This is a genomic window from Tahibacter sp., assembly GCF_035481375.1.
Taxonomy (GTDB): domain Bacteria; phylum Pseudomonadota; class Gammaproteobacteria; order Xanthomonadales; family Rhodanobacteraceae; genus Tahibacter.
On the sequence record NZ_DATIGT010000277.1, the window covers coordinates 1 to 4,019 of the forward strand.

General features: G+C 66.3%; 3 protein-coding genes and 1 pseudogene. 2 read left to right on the plus strand and 2 right to left on the minus strand.

All coding sequences use genetic code 11. The features are described 5' to 3' along the window. Positions 1 to 152: 152 nt before the first annotated feature. On the minus strand, positions 153 to 857 hold the full coding sequence (locus VLF18_RS18320; RefSeq protein WP_325281068.1) for a pseudouridine synthase: 705 nt from the start codon (positions 855 to 857) through the stop codon (positions 153 to 155). Continuing rightward, positions 854 to 1,903: a class I SAM-dependent methyltransferase gene (locus VLF18_RS18325; RefSeq protein ID WP_325281069.1), complete on the minus strand. Its 1,050-nt coding sequence runs from the start codon at positions 1,901 to 1,903 to the stop codon at positions 854 to 856. Before VLF18_RS18325 ends, VLF18_RS18320 begins: the two co-directional genes overlap by 4 nt. A 592-nt stretch (positions 1,904 to 2,495) precedes the next feature. Between VLF18_RS18325 and VLF18_RS18330 the strand changes: the two genes are divergently transcribed. Both VLF18_RS18330 and VLF18_RS18335 read left to right on the plus strand, forming a co-directional pair. Next, positions 2,496 to 3,056, plus strand: a complete 561-nt coding sequence (locus tag VLF18_RS18330; protein WP_325281070.1) for a hypothetical protein — start codon at positions 2,496 to 2,498, stop codon at positions 3,054 to 3,056. Positions 3,057 to 3,366: 310 nt separating this feature from the next. Continuing rightward, positions 3,367 to 4,019: pseudogene (locus VLF18_RS18335) on the plus strand (hypothetical protein); the annotation flags it as partial.

Genomic DNA, 4,019 nt, shown 5'->3' on the forward strand with positions numbered 1-4,019 from the left:
CCGAAAAACTCGACATCTGGACCGGTGTCGGCGCCGCGATCATCGTCGGCAGCAACATCTACATCGCGCATCGCGAAGCGCGTCTCGCGCGGCCCGTCGTCACCGACAAGGGCGTCGCGGGCGAAACCACGAGCTGAGCGATTCCGGATGCGTCAGTCACGCGCGAACACGCGCGCGATGTCGCCCGCGTCCAGCGCACGCCACTCGCCGGGCGCGAGCCCGTCCAGCGTGAGCCTGCCGACCGCCGAACGATGCAGCGCGGTCACGTGATTGCCGACCGCGGCGAACATGCGCCGCACCTGATGGTAGCGGCCTTCGTGCAGGGTCAGCCGCGCGAGCCGCGGGGATTCCACGTCGAGTTCGGCCGGCAGCAGCGGCGTCTTTTCCGATTCGAGCATCAGCGTGCCGCTCGCGAAGACCGCGGCCTCGTCGCCGCGCAGGTCCTGCGCGAGCGTCGCTTCGTAGCGTTTCGGAATCGCGGCCTTCGGCGAAATGATCCGATGCAGCAGCGCGCCGTCGTCGGTCAGCAGCAGCAGTCCCGAGGTATCGCGGTCGAGCCGTCCGACCGGCGACAACAGCGGATCGCGATAGCGATAGCGCCGCGGCAGCAGGTCATAGACCAGCCGGCCCGGATCCTTGGTCGAACAGGTGTATCCGACCGGCTTGTGCAGCAGCACGACGAGTCCGGGCGGCGGATCGAGCGGCTCGCCGTCGACGCGCACGCGGGCCGGATCGTCGCGCGCGTCCTCGTCGAGTTCCGCGCCGTCGATGTCCGTGACGCGTCCGTCGCGAAACAGCGCGGCGACCTCGCGCCGGCTGCCATAGCCGAGGTTTGCGATCAGGCGCAACAATTTCATGGGCGCGGCTCCTGCGCGTCGATGACCTTGAAGCCGTGCGCGTCGGCGAGCACGCGCGTCCGCGCGAAGGACTGCTGCAAGGTCTGTTCGTAGGGAAGATGCCGGTTCGCGACGAGCAGCAGGCGCCCGTGCGGATGCAGCGACTGCGCGGCGACGCGGATGAACCGGCGGCCGAGTTCGGGCTCGTCGGCGCGGCCTTGATGGAACGGCGGGTTCGTCACGATGAAATCGTAACGGTGCGGCAATCCCTGCGTGACGTCGTGCCAGAAATACCGCAGCGCGGGACTGCGCGCGTGCGACGCGGCCGCGGCTGGGAGATTGACGCGTGCGAGGTCGAGCGCGCGCGCCTCGGCCTCGAACAGATCGAGCGCGTCGACCTGCGCGCAGCGCGCGAGCACTTCGCTCGCGAGATAGCCATAGCCCGCGCCGAGATCCGCACCGCGTCCGGCGAGATCGGCGGGCAGATGCGCGGCGAGCAGGGCCGATGCGCTGTCGATGCGATCCCAGGCAAACACGCCGGGCCGGCTGATGAATCGTCCGTCCGCGATCGCGCGCGGGGCCGCGTCATCGGTCCACCGCTGCGCGAGCGCGGCGTCGACATGCGTTGCGTCGACGCGCGTCCAGAACACGCGGCACTTGTGCTTGCTCAGCGTCGACAACGGCCCGGCCAGCGCGGCGAAGTCGCTCTCGATCGATCGCGCGCCTTCGTTGTTCGCGACGCTCGCGACGACGAGCGCGCCGGGCATCGCGCAGTCGAGCGCATGCGCGAGGAGTTCGCGCGCCTCGCCGCGCTGTCGCGGTGGCAACAGCAGCACGGCCTCGAACCGCCCTTGCACCTGCGCACCGACGTCGACGCCCGCGAGCGGCAGCGCGTCGGCGAACGGACGAAAGCTCTGCTCGGCGACGATCGAAACGCGCGAAAACACCGAACGGAACTGCTGCAGTCCCTGCCCGTTCCGCGCCCGCAGAAACGCGAGCCGTGCCGGCGGCGACAGCGTGCCGTCGAGAAACGGCAGGAACAGGGCTTGCAGTGCGGGGTCGTCCAAGGCGTGGCGAACGCGGCGGCGGGGGCGCGTAGTGTAGGGCTTACGACGGGAATGGGGAGTCGGGAATGGGGAACCGTGAAAAGCGACAGCAAGGCAGCGACGTCGCTGTCGGAGAAACGCACTTGCTCTCACAGATCCGGGTCCCCGATTTTCCGTGCACACGCTTCTCACCTTCCGTCTGTGCGGCGCGGCGCGCAGACGCGACTTCACGGTACGCAACAAGGGCGCTGTGATGCCCGGCCGCGCCTGCGGCCATCGCCCCGGCGGATTCCCGAGCGTTGATCCGTTCGTCGACGAGCAACTGACGACAAGAAACAAGCGCATCGCGCGGACATGTGCGCCAACTGCATCAACAGCCGAGCTTTCCCAGGCCGACCTTCCGAGAGGGAGCAGACTGACGCTGACGCAGTTGACGAGACATTGCGATGCTGTGCGAAACCGTCGGCCTCTCACCCGATGAGCGCGCAAGAAAACATCACACATACCCTTTCCAAGGGGGCACGAAACGCAACGTCAGGCTATCGGACCGATGAAGTACCATCCCGGGACGCGCGAAGGCGTCCAAATGCCATGACTATTTCCAGTGACTACCGTGACTAGAATCTTTCCCCTTCTGCTGGCCCTGGCTTCGGTGCCGGCATTTCCGATACAACCCGATGGATACGAGTACAAGAACTGCGCCGACCAATCCTCCGCGCTGCCGCTAGAAAAGTGCGCAAGAATTGCCATAGGCAGTGATCTCACGAGCATCATGATCCGCGACGTCGGGAAATCAGACCTTCCCAGGGAAGACAGCTCCACCCCCTATTTAGCGCTTCAATCGAAAATGCTTCCGCTTGCAGTACCGAAGACGAACTACGCGAAAGTCGACAAGTGGACGCATGGAAATTATGGCTACGCGAAAGTCGCAACAAAAATTTCCTACTCGACATGGAAGAACCTGGACTTGGTTGCGGCAACACCCCGACTAGACACCGACGAAGCGACCTTCGAACAGAACCATTTGCGTTTCGAGGCGGCACTCACGTTCTGGTTCTCGCCAGAAAGCGGCGTCGTGGCAATTGCGTTTCCTGACCGGTCATCGGCACTCGCTGACACCTATTTTTGTTCACGCACGCCCTGCCTTTTTGCCGGCGGAATGGTCAAGCCATAAAGTACCGAAGGCGGGCCAGGCGCCCGCGATCGCGGCGCTTGGCACGTTCCAACAGAGTCGAAGACTCCGCCGTCCAAGCCGCACGCTGAAACGAATCCACGCATTCATCAGGCGGCCTGCCGAAGCGATGTCGGCTCAGTCCGACCACAGCAACCAGGCAACATTTCGCCCCCCAACAAGCCGCCCTCCCGTCGGCGGACAGCGGCTTTCGGAATTCGCCCTGCGTTTCACACCACCCCACCTTCAGCTCAGGCTAAGCTCGCCCCTTGTGGACTGCTCCGACCGGCGCAGCCGCTGTCAGGAGTTGTCGATGCCGTCTCGTCTGCCGTGCGTGCTGCCGTTGTCGCTGCTTCTCGTCGCCTGCCAGCCTGATCCGCCGCCGGCGAGTTCCGCGACGTCCGCGCCGGCGGCGGTCAGTTGTCTCGCGGCGGTGCCGGCCACGCCGCTGACGGCCCCGGCCGCATCGTTGCATGCGCAGGATTTCGCCGCGGCGCCGCTCGATGCGGCAGGATTGCGCTGCCTTGCGAGCGTCTGGGGCGAGACGCGGTTCGCCTCGCCCGAGGCGGTCGATCCGAACTACGCGCGCGTGCAGGCGGCGCACGGCGAAGACGCCGACCTGCGCTGGTCCAACGTTCCGCAGCAGCGCGTGCAATTGTTGCGTATTGCACAAGGCGCCGCGGCGACGACCTGGCTGCTGCGCATCGACACCGGCGTCGCGTTCGAGGGCAGCCGCTACGATCTCATCTTCACGAGCGACGCGCAGGGCAAGCTGCGCGACCAGATGCTCGTCGGCGCCGAAGGCGTGCGCTATCGCCGCGATGTCGACCTGCGCAGCCCGACGCAGTTCACCGTGCTCGAGAACGGCGGCCGCGAGCAGCAGACCGGCCCCGACTACAACGCCGCGTTCCGCATCGACGACGGCGGGCGCATTTCGCCGGATCCCAACGGCATCACGACGGCGCT